Source organism: Georgenia soli (genome assembly GCF_002563695.1).
Classification (GTDB): Bacteria; Actinomycetota; Actinomycetes; order Actinomycetales; family Actinomycetaceae; genus Georgenia; species Georgenia soli.
Genome location: NZ_PDJI01000004.1, coordinates 2,789,805 through 2,815,175, shown reverse-complemented (window position 1 = coordinate 2,815,175; position 25,371 = coordinate 2,789,805). Strand labels below are relative to the sequence as shown.

The window sequence follows — 25,371 nt, the reverse complement described above, 5'->3', positions numbered from 1 at the left end:
CATGTCGGCGACGCAGCGGACCGGTGCGGCCACGCGCCGCACCGGTCCCCCGTTCTGGATGGCCGTGCCGGCGCTCGCCTTCTTCGGCCTCTTCGCCCTCGTGCCGCTGATCGGCGTGGTCGTCCTGTCCTTCATGAGCTGGGACGGCCTGGGCACGCCCGCGTGGGCCGGCCTCGACTCGTGGCGCGCGACGCTCGCCGACCCGGTGACCCGGCAGGCGATGTGGCTGACGGCCGTCTTCGTCGTCGGCTCCTTCCTGATCCAGGCCCCTGTCTCGCTCCTGCTCGGGGTGTTCATGGCCGGGCGCCACCGGTACCGGGCGCTGCTGTCGGTGCTGTACTTCCTGCCCCTGCTGTTCTCCTCCGCGGCGATCGGCATCACGTTCAAGGCGCTGCTCGACCCCAACTTCGGGCTGTCACGGGCGTTCGGTACGCAGCTGCTCGCGCGGAACTGGCTGGGCAGCCCGGACCTGGCGCTCTACACCGTGATGTTCGTGGTGGGCTGGGCGTTCATCCCCTTCCACTCGCTGCTCTACCAGGCCGGGGTGCGTCAGATCCCGGCCGCCCTCTACGAGGCGGCCACCCTCGACGGCGCCGGGCGGGTCAAGCAGTTCTTCTACGTCACGCTGCCCCAGCTGAGGTACACCATCGTGACGTCCTCGACGCTCATGCTCGTCGGCTCGCTGACGTACTTCGACCTGGTGTTCGTCCTGACGGCCGGGGGGCCGGGCAACGCCACGCGCATCCTCCCGCTCGACATGTACCTGCGCGGCTTTCGCAGCTACGAGATGGGGCAGGCGAGCGCGATCGCCGTCATCCTCGTCGCCGTCGGGCTGACCCTGTCCCTCGTGCTCAACCGGGTCTCCGGCGCCGGGCGCATGGAGAGCCAGCAGGCGGGCCTGTGATGCGCGTGCGACAGACCCGACAGGTCCCCAACGTCCTCGGCGGCGTCGCCGGCTGGCTGTGGCTGGCCGTGATCATCGTGCCGATCTACTACATCGTCCTGACGTCGCTGCGGCCGCAGTCCGCGTACTACACGGAGAACCCGCTGACGTGGCCGGGCGAGCCGACCCTCGACGCCTACCGGCTCGTGCTGGAGAACAACTTCCTCCTCTACCTCGCCAACAGCGTCATCGTCACGGTCGTGTCCGTCGCGCTCATCCTGGCGGTCTCGCTCATGGCGTCGTACTACCTCGTGCGCTCGGCGACCCGGCTCTCGCGCGGGACCCTGCGGCTGGTCCTCCTGGGCATCGCGATCCCGATCCAGGCGACGATCATCCCCGTCTACTACCTCATCGTGCAGCTGGGCCTGTACGACCGGCTGGTCGCTCTCATCCTGCCGTCGGTGGCCTTCGCGATCCCGATCAGCGTGCTCATCATCGTCAACTTCGTCCGCGACATCCCCGGCGAGCTCTTCGAGTCGATGCGGGTGGACGGGGCCGGCGACTGGCGCATGCTGCTGACGCTGGTGCTGCCGCTGGCCCGCCCGGCGCTGGTGACCGTCGGGATCTACGACGCGCTGAACGTCTGGAACGGGTTCCTCTTCCCCCTCATCCTCACGCAGAGCTCGGAGGTCCGGGTGCTGCCGCTGTCGCTGTGGACCTACCAGGGGCAGTTCTCCGTGAACGTCCCGGCGGTGCTGGCCGCCGTCACCCTCTCGGCCGTGCCCGTGCTGGCCGCCTACATCGTCGGACGACGCCAGCTCGTCTCCGGTCTCACCGCGGGCTTCGGCAAGTAGCCGTCCCGCCCCACCGCAGTTAGGACGTCCCATGGCTCACAGTTCCACCGTGCCCGGTGTCGCCCCGTGGCAGGACCCGTCCCGCTCCGTGGCCGACCGGGTCGCCGACCTGCTCGCGCGCATGACGCTGGAGGAGAAGGCCGGCCAGCTCGGCAGCTTCTGGGAGCGGGAGGCCGAGGAGGGCGGCGACGTCGCCCCGATGGCCGCGGCGATGGCCGCGCACCGGCGTCCGTTCGCCGAGACGATCGAGCACGGGCTCGGCCACCTCACCCGGGTGTTCGGCTCGGCCCCCGTCTCCGTGCCCGACGGCGTCGCACGGCTGCGGGAGATGCAGGCCGACGTCGTCGCCACCAGCCGGTTCGGCATCCCCGCGATCGCCCACGAGGAGTGCCTGACGGGCCTGACGGCGCTCGGCGCGACCGTCTACCCGACCCCGCTCGCGTGGGGCGCCACGTTCCATCCCGAGCTGGTGGAGGAGATGGCCGCGGCGATCGGCCGCGACATGGCGGCCGTCGGGGTGCACCAGGGCCTCTCCCCCGTCCTCGACGTCACCCGCGACTACCGGTGGGGGCGCACCGAGGAGACGATCGGCGAGGACCCGCACCTGGTGGCCACCGTCGGCACCGCGTACGTCCGGGGCCTGCAGTCCGCCGGGGTGCTGGCGACGCTCAAGCACTTCGCCGGGTACTCGGCGTCGCGGGGCGGACGCAACCACGCGCCCGTCCCGATCGGCCCCCGCGAGCTCGCCGACGTCATCCTGCCCCCGTTCGAGATGGCGGTCCGCGCGGGCGCCCGCTCGGTCATGAACTCCTACGCGGACGTCGACGGCGCTCCGCCGACCTCGAGCCGGGAGCTGCTGACCGGGCTGCTGCGCGAGCGGTGGGGCTTCACGGGGACCGTCGTCTCCGACTACTGGTCCGTCATCTTCCTCGAGCTCAACCACCGCACCGCGGCCGACGCCGCCGACGCCGGGCGCCAGGCGCTCGCCGCCGGGCTCGACGTCGAGCTGCCCGAGACCGGCGGGTTCCGCAGCCTGCCCGACGTCGTGCGCGCCGGCGGGCTGGACGAGGCGGTCCTCGACACCGCGGTGAGGCGCGTGCTGACGCAGAAGGCCGAGCTGGGTCTCCTCGACGCCGGCTGGGCGCCGCAGGCGGACGAGACCACCGACCTCGACCCGCCCGCCAACCGGGCCCTCGCGCGCCGCCTCGCCGAGGAGTCGATCGTCCTGCTGGCGAACGACGGGACGCTGCCGCTCGCCGCGGGGAGCGCCCGGGTCGCCGTCGTCGGTCCCTCCGCCGACGAGCCGCGCACGGCGCTCGGCTGCTACTCCTTCCCCAACCACGTCCTCTCCCGGTTCGCCGAGCACGGCACCGGCGTCGACGTCCCGACGATCCTGGACTCCCTGCGCGCCCAGCTGCCCGCCGCGGAGGTCAGCTACGAGCGCGGCTGCGCCGTCACCGGCGCGGACCGGTCCGGCATCCCGGCCGCGGTGGAGGTCGCCGCCGGCGCGGACGTCGCCGTCGTCACGGTCGGCGACCTCGCCGGCCTGTTCGGACGAGGCACCTCCGGCGAGGGGTGCGACGCCGAGGACCTGCGGCTGCCGGGAGCTCAGCACGACCTGGTCGAGGCGGTCCTCGGCACCGGCACGCCGGTGGTCCTCGTGGTCGTCTCCGGCCGTCCCTACGCGCTGGGCGGGCTGGCGGAGCGCTGCGCCGCCGTCGTGCAGGCGTTCTTCCCCGGCGAGGAGGGCGGTCCGGCGCTGGCCCGCGTCCTCACCGGGGAGGCGGAGCCCGGCGGCCGGCTCCCGGTGGGGGTGCCCGCACGGCCGGGCGGGCAGCCGTACACCTATCTGGTCCCGCCGCTCGGGCGGCGCAGCGAGGGGGTGTCGAACGTCGACCCCGGTCCGCTGTTCCCGTTCGGGCACGGGCTGTCCTACACCACCGTGGAGTACTCCGGGCTCGAGGTGCCCGGCGTCCTGCCGGCCGACGGCGCCGTCGACGTCGCGGCGACCGTGACGAACAGCGGTGACCGGCCGTGCGCGGAGGTGGTCCAGCTGTACCTCTCCGACCACGTCGCGCAGGTGACCCGGCCCGTCCGCGAGCTGATCGGCTACGCCCGCGTCGAGCTCGCGCCGGGTCAGTGCCGGCGCGTCACGTTCACCGTGCACGCCGACCGCACCTCGTTCACGGGGCTGGACCTGCGCCGGGTGGTCGAGCCCGGCACCGTCACGCTGTCGGTCGGCCGCTCGAGCGAGGACCTGGCGCTCGCCGCGAAGGTGGAGATCACCGGGGCGCTGCGCGTGGTCGACGGCGAGCGCGTCATGACGACGCCCGTGCGGGTGGACTGACGACGGCACCACGGAGCCCCGGTACGCGGTGCGTACCGGGGCTCGTCCTGTCCCGTGCCCGGCCGGGCCGGGCGCCTCGCGCGCCTCGGGACCCGCCCTCAGGCCCCGCGCTCGGCGACGAGGTGCCGCCGGGCGGCGTAGCGCTCCTTGACCTCGGGGGTCGCCTCGGCCTCGTAGGTGCGGACCTGGAACGCCGACCACTCCGGCGGCTCAGCCGTGCCGGCCAGCGTCCACGCGGCCTGGCGCGCGGCGCCGTCGGCCACGTACTCCCCCGGGTCCGGGACCTGGACGGGCAGGCCCAGCACGGCCGGCGCGATGCGGCGGACGGCCTCGGAACGGGCGCCGCCGCCCACCAGACGCACCGTCTCGACCGGCACGCCCTGGTCCTGCATCGCGGCGAACCCGTCGGCGAGCCCGCACAGCAGCCCCTCGACGGCGGCCCGCGCGACGTTCTCCCGCGTCATGGAGGCCAGCGAGAGGCCCAGGAAGGAGCCGGTGGCGCCGGGGAGGTTGGGCGTGCGCTCGCCCTCCAGGTACGGCACCAGCGTCAGCCCCTCGGCGCCGGGCCGGGCGGCGAGCGCCAACTCCGCCAGGCCGGCGTGGTCGACGCCGAGGAGGCGTGCGGCGGCGTCGAGCACGCGGGAACCGTTGAGGGTCACGGCGAGCGGGAGGTACTCCCCCGTCGCGTCCGCGAACCCCGCGACGAGCCCGGACGGGTCCGCGACGGGATTCCGGGAGACGGCGGACACCACGCCCGAGGTGCCCACGGAGAGCGTCACGTCCCCGGGCCCCATGCCCAGCCCGAGCGCGGCACCGGCGTTGTCACCCGCGCCGGCACCGAGCATCAGGTGGCCGAGCCCGGCCGTGAGGTCGCCGACGCCGGCCGCGCGGGACGGGCCGAGCACGCGCGGGAGCACGATGCCGTCGACGTCGTCGCGGCGCAGCGCCATGGCGAGGAGGTCGCGCCGGTACCGGCCGGCCGCGGTGTCGAAGTAGCCGGTGCCCGAGGCGTCGGAGCGGTCGGTGACGAGGGTGTCGAGGGAGTCGGCGCCCCCGAGCCGCCAGGTGAGCCAGTCGTGCGGGAGCGCGACGGCGGCCACCCGGGCCGCGTTCTCCGGCTCGTGGTCGGCGAGCCAGCGCAGCTTCGTCACCGTCAGGGAGGCGACGGGGACGGAGCCCGTGGCACGCGCCCAGGCCCCCGGGCCGGCGGCGGGGTCCCCGCCGTCGGCCTCGCCGAGCTCGGCGATCAGGTCCTGGGCGGCGGCCGCGCTGCGGGTGTCGTTCCACAGCAGCGCCGGCCGGATCACCTCGCCGTCGGCGTCGAGCGCCACCATGCCGTGCTGCTGCCCGGCCACGGAGACCGCTGCGACGTCGTCGAGCCCGCCGGCCGCCGCGACGGCGGCCTGCATGGCGTCCCACCACGCGGCCGGGTCCACCTCCGTGCCGTCCGGGTGGGGGGCCTGCCCGAACCGGCGCAGCGCTCCGGTGGCGGCGTCCCGGACGACGACCTTGCAGGACTGGGTCGAGGAGTCGATGCCGGCGACGAGGGTCTCGGTCATCGGTCCGGTCAGCCGATCAGGTGGCGCATGGCCAGCTGGTTGAGCCGCACGAAGCCGTACTCGCGCCGGGCGGCGGCGTCGGCGTCGAAGTCCTCGAAGGCGGAGCTGTCGGCCAGCAGGTCGGCCAGCGTCTCGCCGTCGCCGAGCGTGGGCTCGGACAGCTCGAGGACGCCGGCGGCCTCCATGGCCTCCTGGACCTCCGGGTCGGCGCGGTAGGCCTTCGCCTTCTCCGCGAGGAGCAGGTACATCTCCATGTTCGCGGCGGCGGAGTCCCAGACGCCGTCCATGCCCTCGGTGCGGGAGGGCTTGTAGTCGAAGTGGCGCGGCCCGGTGTAGGTGGGCCCGCCGCCCGGGAAGCCGTTCTCCAGCAGGTCGACGGTGAAGAAGGCGGACAGCAGGTCGCCGTGGCCGAACGCGAGGTCCTGGTCGTACTTGATGGAGCGCTGGCCGTTGAGGTCGATGTGGAAGAGCTTGTCGGACCACAGCGCCTGGGCCAGGCCGTGGGTGTAGTTCAGGCCCGCCATCTGCTCGTGGCCGGTCTCCGGGTTCAGGCCGACGATGTCGCCGTTCTCCAGCTCGGCGATGAACCCGAGGGCGTGGCCGACGGTGGGGAGGAAGATGTCCCCGCGAGGCTCGTTCGGCTTGGGCTCGAGGGCGATGCGCAGGCCGTAGCCCTTGTCCTTGATGTACCCGGCGACCGCGTCGATGCCCTCGCGGTAGCGGTCCAGCGCCGCGTGGACGTCCTTGGCGCCGTCGTACTCGGAACCCTCGCGCCCGCCCCACATGACGAACGTCTCGGCCCCCATCTCGGCGGCGAGGTCGACGTTGCGCAGGATCTTGCGCAGGGCGAAGCGGCGGACGGACCGGTCGTTGGAGGTGAAGGCGCCGTCCTTGAACACCGGGTGGGAGAAGGTGTTGGTGGTGACCATCTCGACGACCAGGCCCGCGTCGTCGACCGCCTTCTTGAAGGTCTTGAGGATGTTCTCGCGCGTGGCGTCGTCGGAGCCGAAGGGCACGACGTCGTCGTCGTGGAAGGTCACGCCCCAGGCCCCGAGCTCGGCCAGCTTCGTGGCGTACTCCCACGGGTCCAGCGCCGGGCGGGAGGCCTCGCCGAACTGGTCCCGGGCGGTCCAGCCGACGGTCCACAGGCCGAACGAGAAACGGTCTTCAGGGGTGGGCTTGCGCACCATGGGGATGTCTCCTCGTCGAGAGTTTGTTGTACCGCGAAACTTACAGACTGACATCGGATAGGGTCAAGCCGTGAGCACACCAACGGAGCGCGACGATGCGCTGACGGCCCTCTCGGCCACCGACAGCCGCTCCGGGGGCGACTCCGGAGCGGCCCGTCAATCGTCCCTGCGCGAGCACAATCTCGCGGTCACGTGCCAGACGGTCTTCGCGAGCGCCCCCATCTCCCGCGCGCGCCTCGCCGCCGCGACGGGACTGACCCGCTCGACGGTCTCCCGGCTGGTCGAGGAGCTCGTCCAGGCCGGCATCGTCGTCGAGCACGACGCTCGCGGCGCCGGCCGCCCCGGCCGGCCCGCCGTCCCGCTCGCGCCCGCGAAGGGGACGATCGTCGGCCTCGGGCTCCAGGTGAACGTCGACTACATGGCCGGGCGCGTGATGGACCTGACCGGCGCGGTCGTGGCGGAGGAGTACGTCGCGGGCGACTTCGAGTCGTCCGACCCGGTGACCGTCCTGCGGGCCGCCGGCGACCTCACCCGCGACCTCGTCGCCCGCGCCACCGCGACGGGCGCCCGCGTGGCCCGCGCCTGCCTGGGACTGCCCGGCCTCGTCGAGACCCGGTCGCGACGGCTGCTGCTGGCCCCGAACCTGGGCTGGCACGAGCTGGCACCGGCCGACCTCATGGGCCCCGGACTGCTGCCGCCCGGGGCCGACCTTCTCGTCGACAACGACGCGAACCTCGCCGCCTACGGCATCGCGCACGCGGCGCCGGGGCGCGTGGCCGAGTCCGGCACGTTCCTCTACGTGGCGGGAGACATCGGCGTCGGCGCCGCCATCGTCGTGAACGGCCGCGTCATCCGGGGCCAGCACGGCTGGGCGGGGGAGATCGGCCACGTGTCCATCGAGCCGAACGGGCCGCAGTGCCACTGCGGCGCGCGCGGCTGCCTGGAGCGGTACGCGGGGAAGCACGCGGTCCTGGAGGCCGCCGGGCTCCCGACGACGGCGGCCCCGGCCGACCTGGCGGCCGCGGCCGCAGCCGGCTACGGCGCCCCGCGCGTGGCCGTGGAGCGTGCGGCGTGGGCGCTGGGCATCGCCCTGTCGGGCACGGTGAACGTCGTCGACGTCGGCGAGATCGTGCTCGGCGCCGGTTTCATCCCGCTGATCGACCAGCTGCGACCGGGGGTCGAGGAGCAGCTGCGCGTGCGCACCCTCGCCGGCCCGTGGTCCTCGACCGTGCTGCGCGTGGCACCGCCCGACCCGGCCCCGGCCGCGACGGGCGGCGCCATGCGGGCGCTGGAGTGGGTCGCCCGCGAGCCCGCCGCGTGGATCGACGCCCTGGCGGTCGAGGCGTAGCGACCGCGCCGCGCCATCGGGGCACGGCCCGCCCGTGGCCCGCCACGAGCGGTCGCGGGCGCGCCACGGGCACACCTTTGACTGCCGGGCGGCTGCTCCAGGTTCCCTTCGGCGACCCTGTCTCGGCGGACCGGGCGGGACGGCGGGACGGCGGGCTAGGCGGGACAGGACCGGACGGGACCAAAGTCCCGGCACCTACGCCCATCGACGGTTCACCGACCGCCTGCCCGCAGGTCGAGACCGATTTGTGACCCGATCGGTTGCGCATCCCGGCTTCCGTCGAATATGTTCATCCGCACAACAAACCTCCGGGCCGGTGACGCACCCCACGTCAGGCGATCGCTCCCCCCAACAACAGGCGACGCCGCCACGGTCCGCCCCGGCGGTTATCCGAGTGAGGCCGGCCGACGACGGCCGGCCCGAAGAAGGGTTCTGACGACGATGTCTCTTCGTAGCAAGAAGCTGGTGGCCGCACTGGCCGGTACGGCGCTCGCAGCCACCGCCCTCGCCGCGTGCAGCAGCGAGCGCACCGACGCCTCCCCCGGCGGCGGCGAGACGGGCGGCGAGGCCGGCGGCCTGATCGGTATCGCGATGCCCACGCGCTCCCTGGAGCGGTGGAACAACGACGGCGAGAACCTCGAGGCCCTGCTGAAGGACATGGGCTACGAGACCTCGCTGCAGTACGCCGACAACAAGGTCGACCAGCAGATCACCCAGATCCAGAACATGATCAACCAGGACCCCGAGGTCCTCGTGGTCGCCTCCATCGACGGCACTGCCCTCGGCCCGGTGCTGGACTCCGCCAAGGCGAAGGACATCACCGTCATCGCCTACGACCGCCTGATCAACGACACCGAGTCGGTGGACTACTACGCCACGTTCGACAACTACCAGGTCGGTCAGCTGCAGGGGAAGTTCATCGAGGAGGAGCTCGGTCTCGCCGACGGCAAGGGCCCGTTCAACCTCGAGCCGTTCGCCGGCTCCCCCGACGACAACAACGCCAAGTTCTTCTTCTCCGGCGCCTGGGACGTGCTGCTGCCCTACGTCGAGAAGGGCCAGCTCGTCGTGCCGTCCGGCAAGGCGCCGGCGTCCAACGACGACTGGACCTCCATCGGCGTCCAGGGCTGGGAGTCCGCGAAGGCGCAGGCCGAGATGGACAACCGGCTGAACTCGTTCTACGCCGGCAAGCAGGTTGACGTCGTCCTCTCCCCCAACGACTCCCTCGCCCTCGGCATCGAGCAGGCGCTGGACGCCGCGGGCTACACCCCCGGTGAGGAGTGGCCGCTGGTGACCGGCCAGGACGCGGACCTCGCCAACGTCAAGAACATGCTCGCCGGCATGCAGGCCATGACGGTCTGGAAGGACACCCGCACCCTGGGCGAGCAGGTCGCCACGATGGTCGACCAGATCGTCAAGGGCGAGGAGGTCGAGGTCAACGACACCGAGACCTACGACAACGGGGTCAAGGTCGTCCCGTCCTACCTCCTGCCCCCGCAGGTGGTCACGCCCGACACCGTCGAGTCGAGCCTCGTCGAGTCCGGCTTCTACGACGCCTCCGAGCTCGGTCTCTGATCCGCTCGTGCCCGCCGGCCCTCCCCGGGCCGGCGGGCACGCCGTCGAAGCGACACACAGGAGCACGAACATGTCATCCGACCACTCGTTGCCGTCCCAGCCGGCGGCGCCGTCGCGCACGTCGTCCCCGGCCGACGTCGCGGCACCGGCAGGCACCCACGTGCCGGCGGACCACGCCATCCTGCAGATGCGCGACATCACGAAGACGTTCCCGGGCGTCAAGGCGCTCCAGGACGTCAACCTCACCGTCCGGCGCGGGGAGGTCCACGCCATCTGCGGCGAGAACGGTGCCGGCAAGTCCACGCTCATGAACGTGCTGTCCGGCGTCTACCCCCACAACAGCTACGACGGCGAGATCACCTTCGAGGGCAAGCTCTGCGACTTCCGCACCATCCGTGACAGCGAGGCGCGGGGCATCGTGATCATCCACCAGGAGCTGGCCCTCAGCCCCTACCTCTCGGTGGCGGAGAACATCTTCCTCGGCAACGAGCAGGCCAGCGCCGGGGTCATCGACTGGAACCGCACCAACAGCGAGGCGGCGAAGCTGCTGGCCCGCGTCGGCCTGGACATCCACCCGGACACCAAGGTCAAGGACCTCGGTGTGGGGCGCCAGCAGCTGGTCGAGATCGCGAAGGCCCTGTCCAAGCGCGTGAAGCTGCTCATCCTCGACGAGCCGACCGCGGCGCTGAACGACGAGGACAGCGAGCACCTGCTGAACCTGATGCGCCAGCTCAGGGATCAGGGCATCACGATGATCATGATCTCCCACAAGCTCAACGAGATCGCCGCCATCGCCGACTCCACCACCGTGATCCGCGACGGCCGCACCATCGAGACGCTCGACATGCACGGCGCCGAGCCCGTCAGCGAGGACCACATCATCCGGCTCATGGTGGGGCGGTCCCTCGAGAGCCGGTTCCCGGACCACCGGCCGAGCATCGGCGAGGAGGTCCTGCGGGTCGAGGACTGGACCGTCCACCACCCCATCGACGTCGAGCGCAAGGTGGTCGACGGCGCGAGCCTGACCGTGCGTCGCGGCGAGATCGTCGGTCTCGCGGGGCTCATGGGCGCCGGACGCACCGAGCTGGCGATGAGCATCTTCGGCCGCAGCTACGGGCACAACATCTCCGGGCGGATCTACAAGGACGGCAAGGAGATCCAGACCCGGACCGTCAGCGAGGCCATCGAGCACGGCCTCGCGTACGCGACCGAGGACCGCAAGCGCTACGGCCTGAACCTCATCCAGGACATCAAGCGCAACATCGCCTCGGCCGCCCTGGGCAAGATGTCCAGGCACGGTGTCGTCGACCGGAGCATGGAGACGCGGATCGCGGAGGGCTACCGCAAGGAGATGCGGATCAAGACCCCTAGCGTCGACGCCGTCGTGGGCCAGCTCTCCGGCGGCAACCAGCAGAAGGTCGTCCTGAGCAAGTGGATCTACACGGATCCCGACGTCCTCATCCTCGACGAGCCCACGCGCGGCATCGACGTCGGCGCCAAGTTCGAGATCTACCAGATCATCAACGCGCTGGCGGAGGCCGGCAAGGCGGTGCTCGTGATCTCCTCCGAGCTGCCCGAGCTGATCGGGATCTGCGACCGCATCTACGCCATGAGCCAGGGCCGCCTCACGGGTGAGGTGCCCCGCGCCGAGGCGACCCAGGAACGACTCATGCACTTCATGACCATGGACAAGGAGGGTGCGTCACGATGAGCGCACTGACGCAGGACTTCGGACGGAACCTCCGCCAGTACGGGATCATGGCGGCCCTCGTCGCCATCGTGATCCTCTTCCAGATCCTCACCGACGGCCGGCTGCTCATGCCGAACAACGTCGCGAGCCTGGTGCAGCAGAACGCCTACGTGATGATCCTGGCCATCGGCATGGTCATGGTCATCGTGGCCGGCCACATCGACCTCTCCGTCGGCTCGGTGGTGGCCTTCGTCGGCGGTGTCACGGCGATCATGATGAACAGCTGGGACGTGCCCTGGCTGCTCGCCGTGGTCGGTGCCCTCGTCCTCGGTGCCGTGATCGGCGCGTGGCAGGGCTTCTGGGTCGCCTACGTCGGCATCCCGGCGTTCATCGTCACGCTCGCGGGCATGCTGATCTTCCGCGGGCTCGCCATCGTGCTGGTCGGCACCACCGTGGCGGGGCTGCCCCGCCCGTTCAACGCCATCTCGAACGGCTCCGTGCCGAACGTCCTCGGCTACGCGGCCAACCTCGACGTCGTCACGCTGCTCATCGGCGCGCTCGCCATCGTGGGACTGGTCGTCACCCAGCTCCAGGCGAGGCGCAACATCCGCAAGCACGACCTGGCGCTCGAGCCGTTCGCCGCGTTCGTCTCCCGCATGGCGCTGTTCATCCTGCTCATCGGGTTCGTCACCTTCCTGCTGGCCCGCAGCGCCGGCGGCACCCCGATCGTGCTGATCATCGTCGGCGTGCTGATCGTCGCCTACACCTTCCTGATGAACCGCTCGGTGTTCGGCCGGCACATCTACGCCATCGGCGGCAACCTCCAGGCGGCCGTGCTCTCGGGGATCAACACCCGGAAGGTCAACTTCTACATCTTCGTGAACATGGGTGTGCTCGCCGCCCTCGCGGGCGTCGTCACGACATCGCGCGCGGGTGCCGCCGTCGCCAATGCCGGCAACAGCTTCGAGCTGGACGCCATCGCCGCCGCCTTCATCGGCGGCACGGCCGTCACCGGCGGCATCGGCAAGGTCTCGGGCGCGATCATCGGCGCGCTCATCATGGGCGTGCTGAACATGGGCCTGTCGATCATGAACGTCGACCCCGCGTGGCAGCAGGCCATCAAGGGCCTCGTGCTCCTGCTCGCCGTCGCGTTCGACCTGCTCAACAAGCGGCGCAGCGGCCGCTGACCCAGAACGCCGCTGACACCAGGACGCCGGTGGCCCGGACGGTTCAACCGTCCGGGCCACCGGCGTCTGGCGTGCCGGCTCGGCGTCGGGTCAGCGCGCGTCGCCCTCCTGCGGCGGCCAGGGCTGGACGGGTCCGAGCATCGCGTTCGCCCACGCGCCGTGCACCGACTCGTCGTCGGAGGGATGGAACAGCCCCGCCACGACGTCGCGGTAGAGGCGGGAGAGCTCCTGGCTGTTGGAGTAGGACGAGCCGCCGGAGACGCGGACCGCCTTGGTGACGACGTCGAGCGCCACCTCCGTGGCCCGGGACTTCACGGCTGAGAGCTGCGGCATCCACAGGGCGCCGCGGTCCACCTGCTCGTCGACGTCCCGGGCGATCTGGGCGATCTGCGGGTAGATGCCGTCGAGCTGCATGGCGGCGTCGGCGATCCGCCAGCGGATGTCCGGGTCGTTGGAGTACGGCGCGTTCTGGTTCTTCAGCGACTTCCGCCTCTTCACCGTCTCGACGGCGAGCTCGAGGGCACGTCGCGCCAGGCCCGTGTAGACGGAGGCGAGCAGGATCTCGAAGTTGGCGAAGATCCCGAAGATGAACGGGTCCATCGTCGGCCCCGGCGGGATGCGCCGCACGACCCGGTCGGCGGGCGCGTGGGCGCCGTCGAGCCGGGTGGCGAAGGACTGCGAGGCGCGCATGCCGAGCACGTCCCACTCCCCCACGGTCTCCACGCCGCCGCCGTCACGGGTGACGAAGCCCCAGACGTTGTGCGGCCCGTCGTCACCGGTCGAGTCGGTGGCGAACGTGCCCAGTCGCGTCCACACCGGCGCCATGGAGGTGAAGATCTTGGTGCCGTGGAAGGAGTAGCCGCCCTCGCCGTCCGGCCGGGCCTCGCTGACCGAGCCGAACAGGACCAGGTCGTTGCCGGCCTCGGAGACGCCGAAGCCGAAGATCTCCCCCGCAGCGGCGTCGCGGAAGATGAAGTCGCAGGAGTCGTCGCCGCTGGCGTGGACCGTGCGCGCGACACCCACCCAGACCTGGTGCATGTTCACCGCGAGCGCCGTCGCGGGCGCCGCGGCGGCGAGCCGCATCTGCTCGCGGGTCATCTCCTCCAGCGTCAGACCGGCGCCGCCGAGCTCCGCGGGGACCATGGCGGTGAGGTAGCCCGCCGCCCGCAGGTCCTCGAGGTCCTCGTGGGGGAAGACGTTCTCGGCGTCGTAGCGGGCGGCGCGGTCGTGAATGCGCTGCAGGAGGTCCTCGGTGAGGATCTGGCGGCCGTCTGACATGTCCGTCCTTTCGTCGCGTGCTCCTGCGAGCCTATGCCTCGGCGTCCGCGCGCCCGCCGCGCGGCGGAGCCGCACGGCGATGTCGGTGGGCCGCCGTACGGTGTCCCTCAGTGTCAGGGTGAGTGCTGCCGCTGTTGCGGTGGTTGGATCCTGAGCACCTGGTGTCTGGCTCTTACGGTGTCTGCCGACCTTCGGGTCTGGCGTGCATGGGTTTTGCCGGCACCGGGTGTGACGGACCGGCCGGCGTGACTTGATAGGAGCGTGGCGTCGCCCCCACTGAGATGTGTCCGCCGGCCGGTCCAACCGTCCCGTCACTGATCAGGTGAAGGAGGCAACCACCATGGTTGTTGTTGGCGCCGACGTGCACAAGCGCTCCCACACGTTCGTCGCGGTCGATCAGGCCGGCCGCAAGCTCGCCGAGATCACGGTCAAGGCCGTGACCGTCGGGCACGACAAGGCGGTGCGCTGGGCCCAGGACCGCTTCGGCGCCGAGCTGGTGTGGGCGATCGAGGACTGCCGTCACCTCTCGGCCCGCCTGGAGATCGACCTGCTCGACGCTGGCCAGCAGGTGGTGCGGGTGCCGCCGAAGATGATGGCCGAGCAGCGCCGCACGGCTCGCACGCGGGGCAAGTCCGACCCGATCGACGCCCTGGCGGTGGCTCGGGCCGCGCTGCGCGAGCCGGACCTGCCGGTGGCCACCCACGACGAGGCGTCCCGGGAGATCAAGCTGCTGACCGACCACCGCGAGGACCTGGTGCGCCAGCGCACCAGCATCGTCAACCGGTTCCGGTGGCACCTGCACCGGATCGATCCCACGATCGACCCGGCTGCGAAGTCGCTGAACATCGCCAGGAGCCGGGCCCGCCTGCGTGACCAGCTCGCCGACCTGGGCGGGATCGACGCGCGCCTGGCCCGTGAGCTGCTCGAAGACATCGAGGCGCTCACCGGGCGGATCGACGCCCTGGAGAAGGAGATCTCCGCGCTGGTGAAGGAACGGGCCCCCGAGCTGCTCGAGCTGCCCGGCTGCGCCGCGCTGACCGCGGCGAAGATCGTTGGCGAGACGGCCGGGATCGGCCGGTTCGCCCACGAGGCGAAGTACGCGATGCACGCCGGGGTCGCCCCGATCCCGGTCTGGTCCGGGAACACCCGCGGCCGGGTCAGGATGAACAAGTCGGGCAACCGCCAGCTCAACGCCGCCCTGCATCGCATCGCCATCACCCAGATCAGGCTCGGCGGCCTGGGCCGTGCCTACTACGACAAGCGCCTCGCCGCCGGAGACACCAGGACCGAGGCCCTGCGCTGCCTCAAGCGGCGGCTCGCACGCGTCGTGTACAACACCCTGAAAAACCCGAACACCAACCAGTCAACCGCCACCACACCCGCCTACGCGGCAGCGGCTTGACATAGGAGAAACTCATGAGTCCCGCGGCCACGAAGAGTGCACGGTCCAGGCCCGCCTACCGCTGTGCGGAGTGCGGCTGGAGCACGCCCAAGTGGGTGGGCCGGTGCGGGGAGTGCCAGGCCTGGGGAACGGTCGAGGAGACGGCGGAACGGCAGGTCACGGCCCGTGCGCCGGCCGCGCTCGCCCCGTCCTCGCCCGCCCGCCCGATCCACGAGGTCGACGTCGACGCCGCCCGGGCGCGCAGCACCGGCGTCGGTGAGCTCGACCGGGTGCTCGGCGGTGGGATCGTCCCGGGCGCCGTCGTGCTGCTCGCCGGGGAGCCGGGGGTGGGCAAGTCCACCCTCCTCCTCGACGTCGCGGCCCGCGCCGCGGAGGTCTCTGCCGCCGACGGCGCAGCCGCCCGGTCCGGCGGCCCGGGCGGGCCCGGCAGCTCCGGCCGCTCTGGCACGTCCCCGGCTCCGGGTGGGTCCGGGGGCGGTCGTCCGGTGCTGTACGTCACCGGTGAGGAGTCCGCGAGCCAGGTCCGCCTGCGCGCGGAGCGGATCGGGGCCCTCACGCCGAACCTGCTGCTCGCCGCCGAGACGGACCTGGCGACGCTCCTGGGGCACGTCGAGGCGGCGGAGCCCTCGCTGCTGGTCGTCGACTCGGTCCAGACCATCGCGGACGGCGCCGTCGACGGCAGCGCCGGTGGGGTCAGTCAGGTAAGGGCCGTCGCGGGCGCCCTCATCAACGTGGCCAAGACCCGGGACATCCCCGTCCTGCTGGTCGGGCACGTCACCAAGGACGGTTCGATCGCCGGGCCGCGGGTGCTCGAGCACCTGGTGGACGTGGTCTGCCAGTTCGAGGGCGACCGTCACTCCCGCCTGCGGATGGTGCGCGCGGTGAAGAACCGGTACGGCCCCACGGACGAGGTGGGCTGCTTCGACCTGGGCGACGCCGGCATCACCGGCCTCCCCGACCCTTCCGGGCTCTTCCTCTCCGGCGTGCGCCAGGCGGTGCCGGGCACGTGCGTGACCGTCTCGCTCGAGGGCCGGCGCCCGATGCCGACCGAGATCCAGGCGCTCGTCGCGCCGTCGTCGTTGAGCTCGCCGCGGCGGACAACCTCCGGCGTCGACTCCTCGCGGGTCGCGATGACGCTGGCGGTCATGCAGTCTCGGCTGGGCGTGAACATCTCGGCGTCCGACATCTACGTCTCCACGGTCGGCGGGGCGCGCGCCGTCGAGCCCGCCGTGGACCTGGCGGTCGCGCTCGCTCTTCTCTCCGCGGCGACGCAGCGGGCGCTCGACCCGAAGATGATCGCGGTCGGCGAGGTGGGGCTGACCGGCGACGTGCGCACCACCGTCGGCGTGCAGCGTCGTCTCGGCGAGGCCGCCCGTCTCGGCTTTACCAAGGCGCTCGTGCCGGCGCAGGGCGCGGGTGACCTCCAGCGGGTGCCGGGGATGACGATCCGGCCGGTGGAGAACCTCTACGAGGCGGTCGAGCTCTCAGGCGCGGTGGAGCTGTCGTGACCTCCTCCGCCCGACCGGTGTCCGCCGAGACCGACTTACGCCGGACGGGACACCGGACCGCCCGGTTCCGCGTCGTCCCCTAAGATTTGCCGGGGGCGGAGAGGCTGCCCCTCCGTGCCCATGTGAGGTCAAGTGCCCGAGGTCCCCGCCGACACCAAGCTCCGCGCCATGCTTCAGGCGATCGCGCCGGGTACCGAGCTGCGCGACGGGCTCGAGCGGATCCTGCGCGGACGCACCGGCGCCATCGTCGTCCTCGGCTACGACGACGCCGTCGAGGCGATGTGCTCCGGGGGGTTCCACCTCGACGTGGAGTTCTCGGCCACCCGGCTGCGTGAGCTGTCCAAGATGGACGGGGCCGTCGTCGTGGACTACACGAACCGCCGGATCCGCCGGGCCAACGTCCAGCTGCTGCCCGACGCCAACATCGAGACCTCCGAGTCGGGCATGCGTCACCGCACGGCCGAGCGCGCCGCGAAGCAGTCGGGCTACCCCGTGATCTCCGTCAGCCAGTCCATGCGCACCGTCGCGCTCTACGTCGACCACCACCGGCACGTGGTGGAGGACTCCGACGTCATCCTCTCCCGCGCGAACCAGGCCCTGGCCACCCTGGAGCGGTACAAGGCCCGCCTGGACGAGGTGTCCGGCACCCTCTCGGCCCTCGAGATCGAGGACCTGGTCACCGTCCGCGACGTCGTGACGGTCATCCAGCGGCTCGAGATGGTCTCGCGCATCTCCGCCGAGGTCGAGGGCTACGTCACCGAGCTCGGGACCGACGGGCGACTGCTCTCCCTCCAGCTCGAGGAGCTGGTCATCGGCCTGGACCCCGACCGCACGCTGGTGATCCGGGACTACCTCGGCACGACCGTCGGCCGGAGCCCGGCCCAGGTGCTCGAGGCCCTGTCGCGACTCAGCTCCGCGCAGCTGGTGGACATGCCGACGATCGCCCGCGTCATCGGCGTCGGCGGGCCTGACGGCGACGCCCTCGACTCCGCCCTCGCACCGCGGGGCTACCGGGTGCTCGCCAAGATCCCGCGCCTGCCCACCCCGGTCGCCGAGGCTATCGTCGCCCACTGCGGCAACCTCCAGGTGATGCTGTCGGCGTCGGCGGAGGACCTGCAGTCCGTCGAGGGGGTCGGGCCGCACCGTGCCCGCGCCGTCCGTGAGGGGCTCTCCCGCCTCGCGGAGTCCTCGATCCTCGAGCGCTTCGCCTGAGGAGACGTGAGGTCGGGCGCGCCGAGGGTGGAGGTCCTCGTCAGCCGAGGGTGGAGGTCCTCGACGCTCCTATGGTTCGTCAAGTGGTGGGTGAGGGGTTCTCGAGGAGTCGGTAGAGGTCTCGGGCGATGTAGCGCTTGAGGCAGCGTTTGATCTCTCGCGGAGTCTTGCCCTCGCTGGTGCGGCGGGCGGTGTAGTCGCGGGTGGGCTGGTGGTAGCGCTGCCGGGACAGGGCGACGGTATGCAGGGCGCGGTTGAGCTGGCGGTCGCCGTAGCGGTTGAGGCGGTACCTGGTGGTGGTCTGGCCACTGTTGGCGGGGATCGGGGCGACGCCGGCGAGCATGGCGAACGCGGCCTCGGAGTGCACCCGCCCGGGGTGTGACCAGGCGCAGAGCACGGTCGCGGCGACGATGGGGCCGACGCCGATCTGGTCGAGGAGATCGGGGCGCCAAGCCCGCACGAGGGCCAGGATCGCCTTCTCGTGTTCCGCGGCCTCGGCGGCGAGGTCACGGGCACGCCGGGCGAGAGAGCGCAGCACGGTCACGGTCGTGGTCGTCTCGGTGTCCCAGGACGGGTCCAGCCGCAACACGGCGGCGGTGGCGACCATGGCGGGAATCTTCTTTCCGCGGAACCGGGCCCGGATCGGTTCAGGGGCGGCGATGACCAGGCTGAAGAGCTGACGCTGAGCGAGGGTGGCTGCCTCGACCGCGGAGCGGCGGGCGGCGAGCAGGACGGACAGGGCCTGGCGGTCCCCGCCCGCACGCGGGGTGCCCAACCGGGTCCGGGCCATCGCCTCCCGGGCGGCACGCTCGGCGTCGAGCGGGTCGGACTTGGCCCCGTTGCGACGGCGGGCCCGCTCGGGCCGGTCGAGCTCGACCACGACCTCCTGGTCATGGGCGAGGTGACGGGCCAGCCCCGCGCCGTGGCCACCGGTGCCCTCGATCGCCCAGGCCCGCAGGGCGGCGTGCTCATCGGCGAAGGCGGCCAGCTCCTCGTACCCGGCCGGGGTCGTCTCCACCGTGATCTGGCCTAGCAGCGCCCCGGTGCGGGCCTCGACGGCCGCGGCGGTGTGGGTCTGGACATGGGTGTCGACACCGATGACGACGTCGACAACCTCGGACAGTCTGGTCACACTGGTCATGCGTTCTCCTGTTGCCTGGACGGACGCGAAACGGTTCCGGTCCAGGTCGGAGCTTCGGCAGGACTGTGACGGGACACGTCGGCGCGGCTACGCCGACGGTCAAGCTCCTGATCAGGCCAGCTGCTCCGGCTGGGCCGGGGCCGGCGACCACGAACGGACAAGTCGCGCGCAAGGCACGAAGCCAGTCAGACCAAGGGTCACGTCCGCAATCACCGCCCACAGCCCACCATCAACAGGCTGCAAGAGGAATCCTCACAGTCAGCCGAGGGTGAAGGTCGTCGTCGCGGCGGGCAGGCTCGCCCCGCCCAGCGTCGCCGACACCCGGTAGGACCCCGCCTGAGCCGCGCCCTGCCCGCCGGTGCAGCCCTTCACGGACCGGGTCCCGTCCCACGTGATCGTCGTCTCCGCACTGTCGCCCGCGTCCAGCAGCAGCTCCCGCGCCGTCGGCTCGGCGACGCAGTCGCCGGAGGACCACACCCGGTCCCCACCGGAGTGGACGGTCAGCACGAGTGAGCTGGCTCCCGCGTCCACGAGGCAGGCGACGTCCCCCTCGTTGCGGAGCGTCAGGTGGAACGTGGTCGGCCCGCCGCTCCCCGGCTGGGCAGACATCGTCACGTCGAGGTCGCGCGGCGAGCAGCCCTTCGGGTCGACCGGTCCGCTGGGCTTCTCCGGCTCCGCGCCGGCCGCGGCAGACGACTCGCCCGACGAGCCGGTCGTGCTCTGGCCCGTGGCGGTCCCGGAGTCCTCGCTGCCCGCTGACGCCGCCGTGGACGTGGTGGCCGCCTCGGCGCCCTGCGCGGTCAGCGTGCGCACGAGGGCGCTGACGCCCCAGACCACCCCGGTCACCAGGGCGAGCAGGATGATCAGGGCGACGATCCGCCGTCGCCAGATGACGGCACGGCTGGGACGCGGCCTGCGAGCCGGCCGGCCGGGTCCGGGGCGGCCCGGCGCGGGTCGCCCGGTGCGGGACCCCTGGCTCGCCCCGGTCCGCACGTTCGCGTGGGGGCGGTGGGCCGACGCCTGACCGTGCGTCGTCGGCCGTGAGCCGGCCGGGCGGGCGCCGGAGGTGCGGCCGTCCCTGGCCGGGCGGTTGCCGCCCCCCGTCCGTCCGGTCGTGCCTCGCGTCGTTCCCACAGCGGGACGGTACGACGGCGCGAGGCACGGTGGTCGTACCCACGCCGGTCGGCGGCCGGTTTAGGCCCCGGGGCGACCTGGCGGGCACACTGCTGCCGTGCGAGCAGAGCCGAGGCTGGAGGACGTCGCCGCCGTGCGAGCAGAGCCCAGGCTGGAGGACATCCACGCCCGCGTGCTCGCCTGGTACGACGCCAACGCCCGAGACCTCCCCTGGCGGCGGCCGGGCACGAGCCCGTGGGCCGTCCTCGTCAGCGAGGTCATGCTCCAGCAGACGCCGGTGGTGCGCGTCGAGCCCGCCTGGACGGCCTGGATGGAACGCTGGCCCGCACCGGCCGACCTGGCCGCCGCGCCGCCCGCAGACGTCCTGCGCGCCTGGGACCGCCTCGGCTACCCGCGCCGCGCCCTGCGCCTGCAGGAGTGCGCCCGCGCCGTCGTCGCCCACCACGGCGGCGAGGTCCCGGAGACGGAGGAGGAGCTGCTCGACCTGCCCGGCGTCGGGGCGTACACCGCCGCCGCGGTGGCCGCGTTCGCCCACGGGCGCCGCGCCGTCGTGCTGGACACCAACGTCCGCCGCGTCCTCGGCAGGGCGATCGAGGGCCGGGCGCTGCCCCCGCCGGCGCTGGGCCGGGCGGAGCGGGAGCGCGCCGCCGGCTACCTGCCCGCCGGCACGGCGGAGTCGGTCCGCTGGAACGTCGGGGTCATGGAGCTCGGGGCCCTGGTGTGCACGGCCCGCTCGCCCCGCTGCACCGCGTGCCCGCTGCTGGGGCGGTGCGCCTGGGTGGCCGCCGGGCGCCCGGACGACGAGCACGCCCACCGACGACGCACGCAGGGCTGGCACGGCACGGACCGGCAGGTCCGCGGGCGGATCATGGCGCACCTGCGCCGCCTCCCGGACGGCCTCGCCGCCGGGCGGGAGGAGCTCCTCGCCGCGGGGGCCGACGGCGCCGACCCGGCGGCCCTGCCCGATCCGGCGCAGCCCGCCCGGGCGCTGGCGTCCCTGGTGGCGGACGGCCTCGTCGCCGCCGAGCCCGACGCCTCCGGCTTCCGGCTGCCGTGACCCACTACCCTGCTCCGGTGAGCACCGCACCGCCCGAGGACGCCGCCGTCGCCCGGGCCGTACGGGCGCTGCGCATCACCCTCCTGGTCTGCGCCGGGGCGTGCGTCGCCCTCGGTCTCATGGGGGCCGCGCTCGTCCTGCTCACCGCGGACTCCGGCGCCCTGTGGCCCGGGCTGACACTGCTCGCGGCCGGTCAGGTGGCCGGGCTCCTCGGGGCGGCGGCCGCGGGGCTGGGGCTGCGGCGCGTGCTCACCGGGACGGAGCCGCAGCCGGTCACCCGGCGCGTGCGGGCCACGCTCGGGCGTCTCGGCACCGCGCTCGCGGTGGCGCTCGCGGCGGGGGCGGCGGTGTGGATCGTCGTCCGACCGACCGCCTGGGTCGCGATCCTCGCGTGCGCGCTCGTCAGTGCCCAGCTGGTCGTGGTCCTGCGGTTCCTCCGCCGCTGACCGCCGGGCTCCTCACAGCTCCAGGAGCATGCGGGAGTTGCCGAGGGTGTTGGGCTTGACCCGTGCGAGGTCGAGGAACTCGGCGACACCGTCGTCGTGGGACCGCAGCATCTGGGCGTAGACGTCGGTGCCCACGGGCGTCCCGGCGATCACCTGGAACCCGTGCCGGCGGAAGAAGTCCACCTCGAACGTCAGGCAGAACACGCGCCGCAGCCCCAGGTTCCGGGCCCTGTTCACGAGCGTCTCGAGGAGTCGGCGCCCGATGCCCCGTCCGGCGGCCTCCGGGGCGACCGCGAGGGTGCGGACCTCGGCGATGTCGTCCCACAGCACGTGGAGGGCGCCGCACCCGACGATGCGCGGGCCGTCGGAGCCACCTCCGGCGGCCGCTCCCTCGGGGGAGGCCGATGCGGCGACGTCGCCGGGTCCGTCGGGCGAGGCGGGTTCGTCGTCGGGTCCGTCGGGCGGGGCGGGTTCGTCGTCGTCGGCCGGTCCGGTGCCGTCGGGCCCGACGTGCAGGGTCGCCTCACCCTCGAAGGTCCGCCCGCCGTAGTCCTGCTCCTCGGCGACGACGAACTCCTGGACCGCCTCGAAGTAGTCGATGAGCTCCTTGGCCACCAGGATGCGCTGCTCGGCGTACGGCTGGACCAGCTCGTAGATCGCCCGCACGTCCGCGGGCCGCGCCTGACGGACGACCACCTGCTCGTTCACGCGCCGATCCTAGGGCCGCGGTGGTTGCGCACCCGTTCGACGACGGCGCGGGCCGTGGTCTCGTCGACCACCAGGTCGGTCATCACACCCGCCCGCAGCGCCCCGAGCAGCGGGGCGACCTTCGCCGCGCCCGCGACGACGCACATGCGACGCGCGATCCGGCTCAGCTCCCGCGGCGTCGGCCCGGTGGCGCGCCGGTTGAGGGCGATGTCCGCGTACGACCCGTCCTCGCGCAGCAGCACCGTGCACACGTCGCCCACCACCCCGGCGTCGCGCAGCTGCTCGAGGTCCTCGCGGTCGAGGTACCCGGCCGCGTAGACGTGCGAGGCGAGCGTGCCGCTGAGCGCGCCGACGCCGAAGAGGGCGATGTCCGCACGCTCCTGCACCGCGAGGACGCGCCGGATCGAGCGCTCCCGCCACATCGCCGCCCTGGTCTCCGCGTAGTCGAAGAACGCCGGCACGGGGAAGTGGTGCACCCGGGCGTCGAACGCCTCGGCCGCCGCGGTCATGATCGAGCTCGCGTAGGGGATCCCGGACGTCACCGGGTTGGCCGCGCCGTTGAGCTGCACGACCGCGCTGCCGGGGGCACGCCGGGGCGTGAGGTGGCCGACGACGGCCGAGACGGTGGTGCCCCACGCGAGCCCGAGCACGGTGCCGGGCTCCACCCACGCCGAGACGGTCCGGCCGGCGACCTGCGCGACCTGGTCCAGCCGCTGGACGTCGGTGGCGCCCTCCCGCACCGGCACCACGTGCGCGTTCACGCCGAAGATGTCCCGCAGCGCGCGGGAGACGACGTCGGAGCCGGCGGTGCGCGGCTGGATCGAGATGTGGACCAGCCCGGAGTCGCGCGCCCGCTTGATCAGGCGGGACACGGTGGACCTGGAGACGCCGAGCCTGCGGGCGATGGCGTCCATCGTCTCGTCCTGGAGGTAGTACATCGACGCGGCGACGTACACGTCGTCCTCACGGCCGCTCACCGCACCTCCCCTCGGCTGCACGTTCGTGCAATCCAATTGCGCGCTTGTGCGAGCACGGCCAGCATAGGTCGCAACCGTCGGACCGAGGAGGGGCACGTGAGGACCACGAAGCTGAACGAGCAGACCCGGTCGGCGGCTCTTGCCGCCATGAGCGACGACGAGGGCGTGGACGTCCTCGTCATCGGGGGCGGCGTGACGGGCGCGGGGATCGCGCTCGACGCGGCCACGCGTGGGCTGCGCACCGCCGTCGTCGAGATGCAGGACTGGGCGAGCGGCACCTCCTCCCGGTCGAGCAAGCTCGTCCACGGCGGGCTGCGCTACCTCTACCAGCTGGACTTCAAGCTGGTCCACGAGGCCCTCACGGAGCGTGGCCGGCTGCTGCGGACGATCGCCCCCCACCTCGTCTCGGCCCAGCCGTTCCTGTGGCCGCTGAAGACGCCGGTGATCGAGCGGGCCTACAGCGCCGTCGGCGTCGGCATGTACGACGCGCTCGCGATCCTCGGCGCCCGGGGCCTGTCGGTGCCGATCCAGAAGCACTACTCCAAGGCGGGGGCGCTGAGCCTGTTCCCGCAGATGAACCCGAAGAGCCTCGTCGGCGCCATCCGCTTCTACGACGCCCGCGTGGACGACGCCCGCCTCGTCCTCTCCCTCATCCGCACCGCCGTCGGCTACGGCGCGTACGCCGCCTCCCGCACCCAGGTCGTCGAGATGACCAAGGACCCCACGGGCCGCGTCACCGGCGCGGTGGTGGTCGACCTGGAGACGGGAGAGTCGCACACCGTGCGGGCCCGTCACGTCATCAACGCCACCGGTGTGTGGACGGAGGAGACAGAGGCGCTCGGCGGCACCGGCGAGGGCCTCGAGGTGCTCGCCTCCAAGGGCGTGCACATCGTCGTGCCGCGCGAGCGGATCAACGGCAAGACCGGCCTGTTCCTGCGCACGGAGAAGTCGGTCCTCTTCGTCATCCCGTGGGACCGGTACTGGATCATCGGCACGACGGACACGCCGTGGCACGAGCCGCGCCAGCACCCCGTCGCCACCCGTGAGGACATCGACTACATCCTCGACCACGCCAACGCGGTGCTCGACCCGCCCATCGGGCACGAGGACATCATCGGCGTCTACGCGGGGCTACGTCCCCTCCTCCAGCCCGGCACCAAGGGCGACGACACGGCCTCGACGAAGGTCTCCCGCGAGCACACCGTCACCGAGGCGGCGCCCGGCCTGACCGTGATCGCCGGCGGGAAGCTGACCACGTACCGGCAGATGGCGGAGGACGCCGTCGACTTCGCCCTCGGGGCCCGCGCCAAGGCGATGCCGTCCGTCACCGCCCGGACCCCGCTCGTCGGCGCCGACGGGTACACGGCGACCCGCCGCCGCAGCGCACAGATCGCGGCCCGCTACGGGTGGACCTCCGAGCGGGTCGAGCACCTGCTCCACCGCTACGGCTCCGAGATCGCCACGATCCTGGAGATGATCGACGCCGACCCGTCCCTCGGCCGCCCGCTGCAGAGCGCGGACGACTACCTCGCCGCCGAGGTCGCGTTCGCCGCCACGCACGAGGGCGTCCTTCACCTCGAGGACATCCTGCTCCACCGCATCCGGCTCAGCTACGAGACCCGGGACCGCGGGCTGTCCGCGCTCGAGGAGATCGCCGGCATCGCGGGCCCGGTCCTCGGCTGGGACGCCGCACGCACCGAGCAGGAGATCACGGCCTACCGCCGGCAGGCGGAGGCCGAGATCGCCGCCGAGCACGAGCCCTCGGACGAGGCGGCCGCCAAGGCCCGCCTGAGAGTGGAGGAGCTGGTCGCCGTCCGCGAGCTGGGACCGGTCGACCCCACCGAATGACCCCCTGCGCCCGGACCGACCGTCCGGGCG

The 25,371-nt window shown here is 72.6% G+C and carries 20 protein-coding genes; 13 read left to right on the top strand and 7 right to left on the bottom strand.

Going from position 1 to position 25,371, the window contains the following annotated elements; translation table 11 throughout:
* Position 1 precedes the first annotated feature (1 nt).
* Genes ATJ97_RS14010 through ATJ97_RS14000 form a run of 3 tightly spaced genes read left to right on the top strand, consistent with a single transcriptional unit; the run spans position 2 to position 4,084 of the window.
* Entirely contained in the window at positions 2–904 is a 903-nt protein-coding gene (locus ATJ97_RS14010) for a carbohydrate ABC transporter permease (RefSeq protein WP_211287240.1), read from the top strand.
* Entirely contained in the window at positions 904–1,737 is an 834-nt protein-coding gene (locus ATJ97_RS14005; protein ID WP_098484268.1) for a carbohydrate ABC transporter permease, read from the top strand. The genes ATJ97_RS14010 and ATJ97_RS14005 overlap by 1 nt, the downstream gene beginning before the upstream one ends.
* 31 nt (positions 1,738–1,768) lie before the next feature.
* The gene (locus tag ATJ97_RS14000; protein WP_098484267.1) at positions 1,769–4,084 is read left to right on the top strand and encodes a beta-xylosidase/alpha-l-arabinosidase; all 2,316 of its coding nucleotides are present in this window, start codon (positions 1,769–1,771) and stop codon (positions 4,082–4,084) included.
* A 98-nt stretch (positions 4,085–4,182) separates the two neighbouring features.
* Here ATJ97_RS14000 and xylB read toward each other — a convergent pair whose 3' ends face one another.
* Positions 4,183–5,643, bottom strand: a complete 1,461-nt coding sequence (gene xylB, locus ATJ97_RS13995; RefSeq protein WP_098484266.1) for a xylulokinase — start codon at positions 5,641–5,643, stop codon at positions 4,183–4,185.
* 8 nt (positions 5,644–5,651) lie between these two features.
* Complete coding sequence (xylA, locus tag ATJ97_RS13990; protein ID WP_098484265.1) at positions 5,652–6,833, bottom strand: xylose isomerase; 1,182 nt, start codon at positions 6,831–6,833, stop codon at positions 5,652–5,654.
* Positions 6,834–6,903: 70 nt separating this feature from the next.
* Between xylA and ATJ97_RS13985 the strand changes: the two genes are divergently transcribed.
* The 4 genes from ATJ97_RS13985 to mmsB all read left to right on the top strand — a co-directional run bounded on the left by ATJ97_RS13985 (position 6,904) and on the right by mmsB (position 12,630).
* Positions 6,904–8,181, top strand: coding sequence for an ROK family transcriptional regulator (locus tag ATJ97_RS13985; protein WP_245862531.1), 1,278 nt, complete (start codon positions 6,904–6,906; stop codon positions 8,179–8,181).
* A gap of 441 nt (positions 8,182–8,622) precedes the next feature.
* On the top strand, positions 8,623–9,753 hold the full coding sequence (chvE, locus tag ATJ97_RS13980; protein ID WP_098484264.1) for a multiple monosaccharide ABC transporter substrate-binding protein: 1,131 nt from the start codon (positions 8,623–8,625) through the stop codon (positions 9,751–9,753).
* A gap of 187 nt (positions 9,754–9,940) precedes the next feature.
* A complete protein-coding gene (mmsA, locus tag ATJ97_RS13975) occupies positions 9,941–11,464 on the top strand; it encodes a multiple monosaccharide ABC transporter ATP-binding protein (RefSeq protein WP_245862861.1) in 1,524 nt (507 codons plus the stop codon).
* Entirely contained in the window at positions 11,461–12,630 is a 1,170-nt protein-coding gene (gene mmsB, locus ATJ97_RS13970) for a multiple monosaccharide ABC transporter permease (protein WP_098484262.1), read from the top strand. The genes mmsA and mmsB overlap by 4 nt, the downstream gene beginning before the upstream one ends.
* 90 nt (positions 12,631–12,720) lie before the next feature.
* On the opposite strand, the gene ATJ97_RS13965 is transcribed toward mmsB, so the two are convergent.
* A complete protein-coding gene (locus ATJ97_RS13965) occupies positions 12,721–13,908 on the bottom strand; it encodes an acyl-CoA dehydrogenase family protein (protein ID WP_098484261.1) in 1,188 nt (395 codons plus the stop codon).
* A gap of 322 nt (positions 13,909–14,230) precedes the next feature.
* On the opposite strand from ATJ97_RS13965, the gene ATJ97_RS13960 reads away from it, so the two are divergent.
* The 3 genes from ATJ97_RS13960 to disA all read left to right on the top strand — a co-directional run bounded on the left by ATJ97_RS13960 (position 14,231) and on the right by disA (position 18,030).
* The gene (locus ATJ97_RS13960) at positions 14,231–15,310 is read left to right on the top strand and encodes an IS110 family RNA-guided transposase (protein ID WP_245862411.1); all 1,080 of its coding nucleotides are present in this window, start codon (positions 14,231–14,233) and stop codon (positions 15,308–15,310) included.
* A gap of 14 nt (positions 15,311–15,324) precedes the next feature.
* Complete coding sequence (locus ATJ97_RS13955; protein ID WP_098484260.1) at positions 15,325–16,818, top strand: DNA repair protein RadA; 1,494 nt, start codon at positions 15,325–15,327, stop codon at positions 16,816–16,818.
* Positions 16,819–16,950: 132 nt separating this feature from the next.
* On the top strand, positions 16,951–18,030 hold the full coding sequence (gene disA, locus ATJ97_RS13950) for a DNA integrity scanning diadenylate cyclase DisA (RefSeq protein WP_098484259.1): 1,080 nt from the start codon (positions 16,951–16,953) through the stop codon (positions 18,028–18,030).
* 79 nt (positions 18,031–18,109) lie between these two features.
* On the opposite strand, the gene ATJ97_RS13945 is transcribed toward disA, so the two are convergent.
* A complete protein-coding gene (locus ATJ97_RS13945; protein WP_098485482.1) occupies positions 18,110–19,162 on the bottom strand; it encodes an IS110 family RNA-guided transposase in 1,053 nt (350 codons plus the stop codon).
* Between the two features lie 267 nt (positions 19,163–19,429).
* A complete protein-coding gene (locus ATJ97_RS13940; protein WP_098484258.1) occupies positions 19,430–20,305 on the bottom strand; it encodes a hypothetical protein in 876 nt (291 codons plus the stop codon).
* 115 nt (positions 20,306–20,420) lie between these two features.
* Here ATJ97_RS13940 and ATJ97_RS13935 point away from each other — a divergent pair, with 115 nt between their 5' ends.
* Together ATJ97_RS13935 and ATJ97_RS13930 are read left to right on the top strand one after the other, a co-directional pair.
* Positions 20,421–21,362, top strand: coding sequence for an HhH-GPD family protein (locus ATJ97_RS13935; RefSeq protein WP_483866855.1), 942 nt, complete (start codon positions 20,421–20,423; stop codon positions 21,360–21,362).
* A 17-nt stretch (positions 21,363–21,379) separates the two neighbouring features.
* Positions 21,380–21,808: a hypothetical protein gene (locus ATJ97_RS13930; protein ID WP_143427032.1), complete on the top strand. Its 429-nt coding sequence runs from the start codon at positions 21,380–21,382 to the stop codon at positions 21,806–21,808.
* 12 nt (positions 21,809–21,820) lie between these two features.
* Here ATJ97_RS13930 and ATJ97_RS13925 read toward each other — a convergent pair whose 3' ends face one another.
* Both ATJ97_RS13925 and ATJ97_RS13920 read right to left on the bottom strand, forming a co-directional pair.
* Positions 21,821–22,516 (bottom strand): amino-acid N-acetyltransferase, encoded by a 696-nt coding sequence (locus tag ATJ97_RS13925; RefSeq protein WP_098484256.1) that lies wholly within the window; start codon positions 22,514–22,516, stop codon positions 21,821–21,823.
* On the bottom strand, positions 22,513–23,493 hold the full coding sequence (locus tag ATJ97_RS13920) for a sugar-binding transcriptional regulator (RefSeq protein ID WP_245862528.1): 981 nt from the start codon (positions 23,491–23,493) through the stop codon (positions 22,513–22,515). The genes ATJ97_RS13925 and ATJ97_RS13920 overlap by 4 nt, the downstream gene beginning before the upstream one ends.
* Positions 23,494–23,640: 147 nt before the next feature.
* Between ATJ97_RS13920 and ATJ97_RS13915 the strand changes: the two genes are divergently transcribed.
* A complete protein-coding gene (locus tag ATJ97_RS13915; protein ID WP_211287363.1) occupies positions 23,641–25,341 on the top strand; it encodes a glycerol-3-phosphate dehydrogenase/oxidase in 1,701 nt (566 codons plus the stop codon).
* Positions 25,342–25,371 lie beyond the last annotated feature (30 nt).

Excerpts from the sequence above, each read along its gene's own strand:
- ATJ97_RS14010 (WP_211287240.1), top strand. The coding sequence starts at position 2 with ATGTCGGCGACGCAGCGGACCGGTGCGGCCACGCGCCGCACCGGTCCC.
- ATJ97_RS14005 (WP_098484268.1), top strand. The coding sequence starts at position 904 with ATGCGCGTGCGACAGACCCGACAGGTCCCCAACGTCCTCGGCGGCGTC.
- ATJ97_RS14000 (WP_098484267.1), top strand. The coding sequence starts at position 1,769 with ATGGCTCACAGTTCCACCGTGCCCGGTGTCGCCCCGTGGCAGGACCCG.
- xylB (WP_098484266.1), bottom strand. The coding sequence starts at position 5,643 with ATGACCGAGACCCTCGTCGCCGGCATCGACTCCTCGACCCAGTCCTGC.
- xylA (WP_098484265.1), bottom strand. The coding sequence starts at position 6,833 with ATGGTGCGCAAGCCCACCCCTGAAGACCGTTTCTCGTTCGGCCTGTGG.
- chvE (WP_098484264.1), top strand. The coding sequence starts at position 8,623 with ATGTCTCTTCGTAGCAAGAAGCTGGTGGCCGCACTGGCCGGTACGGCG.
- mmsA (WP_245862861.1), top strand. The coding sequence starts at position 9,941 with ATGCGCGACATCACGAAGACGTTCCCGGGCGTCAAGGCGCTCCAGGAC.
- mmsB (WP_098484262.1), top strand. The coding sequence starts at position 11,461 with ATGAGCGCACTGACGCAGGACTTCGGACGGAACCTCCGCCAGTACGGG.
- ATJ97_RS13965 (WP_098484261.1), bottom strand. The coding sequence starts at position 13,908 with ATGTCAGACGGCCGCCAGATCCTCACCGAGGACCTCCTGCAGCGCATT.
- ATJ97_RS13955 (WP_098484260.1), top strand. The coding sequence starts at position 15,325 with ATGAGTCCCGCGGCCACGAAGAGTGCACGGTCCAGGCCCGCCTACCGC.
- ATJ97_RS13915 (WP_211287363.1), top strand. The coding sequence starts at position 23,641 with ATGAGCGACGACGAGGGCGTGGACGTCCTCGTCATCGGGGGCGGCGTG.